The following is a 2,276-nucleotide window of genomic DNA, read 5'->3' as shown; positions in this document are numbered from 1 at the left end:
GCTGCGGGTTCTGCTCGACGAAGGCCTCGAGCGCGGGGCGGATGATCGCCACGTCGGTGGTCGAGCGCAGTTCGAGCACGGTGTTGCCGTTGCCGATCCGGGCGCGGTCCTCCTGCGCCGAGAGGGGCGGGGCGAGGGTGACGCCTGTTGCGACGGTCAGAAGGAGGGCAAGGAGGCGTATCATGTCTCGGGCTCCGCGGCAGGCAGGACAAGGGAGATGCGGAAGCCGTCCGCGCTGCGGCGGGCCTCGATGCGGCCGTCGAAGGCCTCGGCCACGGCGGTGACGATGGAGAGCCCGATGCCGGCGCTATCCTCGCGCGAGGCGGTGCTGCGCTGGAACCGCTCGCCGAGCCTTCCGTCGAGTTCGGGCGGCAGGCCGGGGCCGGCGTCCTCGACCCAGAGCCGGGCCATGCCGCCGTCGCGATCGGCCCCGATGCGGACGGGGGGCGCGCCGTGCTTCAGCGCGTTCGACAGCAGGTTGCGCCCCGCCTCGGTCAGCGAGAAAGCATCGGCCAGCACCTCGACCGCGTCCTCGCCGATGACGAGACCCACCTCGACACCGGGGGCGATGGCCTCGTGGTCGCGGCTGTCGACGATGTCGAGCGCCACCTCGCGCAGGTCGAGCCGCTGACGCGGGGCGCTGTCGTTGCGGTGGATCACCAGCGCGCGCGAGAGCATCTGGTCGAGCAGCGTGCCCAGCGAGCGGGTGCGGCGGACCAGCCGGTCGAGCGCCGCATCGCGGCAGGTGTCGTCCTCGGCATCGAGCGCGGTCTCGGCCTGCACGCGGATCGCGGCAACGGGCGTGCGCAACTGGTGGGCGCTGTCCGAAATCAGGTTGCGCATGGCGTCGAACTGCCGGTCGAGCCGCGCCATGAACCGGTTCATCGCCTCGAGGATCACCGCCACCTCGCGCGGGACGTTCTCGGTCGGCATCGGCGTCAGGTCGTAGGGGTCGCGCGTGGCGAGGTCGTCGGCGATGGCCTCGAGCGGGCGCATGGCCGAGCGGATGGTCAGCACCGAGGCCACCAGCAGCGCGATCCCGGCGAGACCCATCGGCAGCACCGCCTCGAGCATGAGCTGCGTCGTCATCGCGTCGCGGGCCCGCAGCGTCTGGCCGACGGTGACCCGCACCTCGCCCGAGAAATCGCGCTCGGCGAAACGGCGGGTGATCTCGACGAAGCGGGCCTCCTCGCCCTGCATGGTCGCATCGAAGAAGCGCGGGCCGGTGATGCGCGGGCGTTCGGTGGGGGCCTTGGGGGCGTCGTCGAAACCGGTGATCAGGGTTTCGTCCGGGCCGCGCACCGCGTAGGAGACCCGGTCGTCGGGCGCCTGGGCCAGCAGCTGGAAGGCCGAGACCGGCAGGTCCACCATGGCCTCGCCGTTCTGGATGCGGATGGATTCGGCGATGTCGCTGGCGGCGCCGAGCAGCAGCCGGTCGTAGGATTCGCGTGCCGCCTGCCGTCCGCTGAACCACGAGGTGGCGGCCGCGAGCACCCCGCCCACCAGCAACAGGACGATCACCGCGCGCAGCACGCGGGTCAGCAGGCTGCGCCCCTGCGGGTGGATGGCGATGCGCTCAGCCATCCCGGGTGATCCGGTAGCCTACGCCGCGCTGGGTCAGGATGACCACGTCGCTGCCCGCGAGCTTCTTGCGCAGACGGGCGATGTAGAGCTCGATGGCGTTCAGGCCGACGTCGGCGTCGTTGAAGGCGAAGAGCCCGTCGTAGAGCCGCTCCTTGCTGAGCGGCTGGTCGGCGTGGCGCAGTAGCAGCCCGAGCAGCGCCGCCTCGCGCCGGGTCAGGTCGAGCCGGTTGCCATCCAGCGTTGCCTGCATCTGCGCGGGCGAGTAGCGCAGCTGCCCCAGCGCCAGCTCGTCGCCTTTCTGTTCGGCGTCGCGGCGCACCAGCGCCCGCAGCCGCGCCTCGAGCTCGCGCTGGTCGAAGGGCTTCACGAGGTAGTCGTCGGCGCCGAGATCCAGCGCCGCCTCCTCGAGTTCCACCGGCTGGCGCTGCAGCCGCGCCATCAGGATCAGCATCGGGTAGCCCGAGATGAAGGTCACCTGCGCCATGATGATGGTGAAGAGCCCCGCATCTACCCCGAGCCGGTTCCAGAACACCAGCGCCGAGAGGCCGAGCACGATCCCCGGCGCCAGCATCGGCGACAGCAGCACCCACCAGAGCGCCCCGTTCGCGCGCGAGCGCCAGCGGGTCAGCAACACCGCCCCCGCGAGCCCCAGCATCAGCGACATCGGCACCACGATGGCCGCCACGTAGAGC

The 2,276-nt window shown here is 71.5% G+C and carries 2 protein-coding genes and 1 pseudogene; all 3 read right to left on the bottom strand.

Annotated features, from left to right (window positions below; translation table 11 throughout):
- A pseudogene (locus HC022_RS24455) lies at positions 1 to 184 on the bottom strand (ABC transporter substrate-binding protein); the annotation flags it as partial.
- A complete protein-coding gene (locus HC022_RS24450) occupies positions 181 to 1,584 on the bottom strand; it encodes a sensor histidine kinase (RefSeq protein WP_167454125.1) in 1,404 nt (467 codons plus the stop codon). The gene HC022_RS24450 and the pseudogene HC022_RS24455, both read right to left, overlap by 4 nt.
- A complete protein-coding gene (locus HC022_RS28645; RefSeq protein ID WP_368484730.1) occupies positions 1,577 to 2,269 on the bottom strand; it encodes a winged helix-turn-helix domain-containing protein in 693 nt (230 codons plus the stop codon). The genes HC022_RS24450 and HC022_RS28645 overlap by 8 nt, the downstream gene beginning before the upstream one ends.
- Positions 2,270 to 2,276: the final 7 nt, after the last annotated feature.

Origin of the sequence: Salipiger sp. HF18 (assembly GCF_011806505.1) — a bacterium.
Lineage (GTDB): Bacteria > Pseudomonadota > Alphaproteobacteria > Rhodobacterales > Rhodobacteraceae > Salipiger > Salipiger thiooxidans.
This window is presented reverse-complemented; position numbering and strand designations above follow the sequence as displayed.

What these genes read in the sequence shown, in the direction of transcription:
- HC022_RS24450 (WP_167454125.1), bottom strand. Translation starts at nt 1,584, where the DNA reads ATGGCTGAGCGCATCGCCATCCACCCGCAGGGGCGCAGCCTGCTGACC.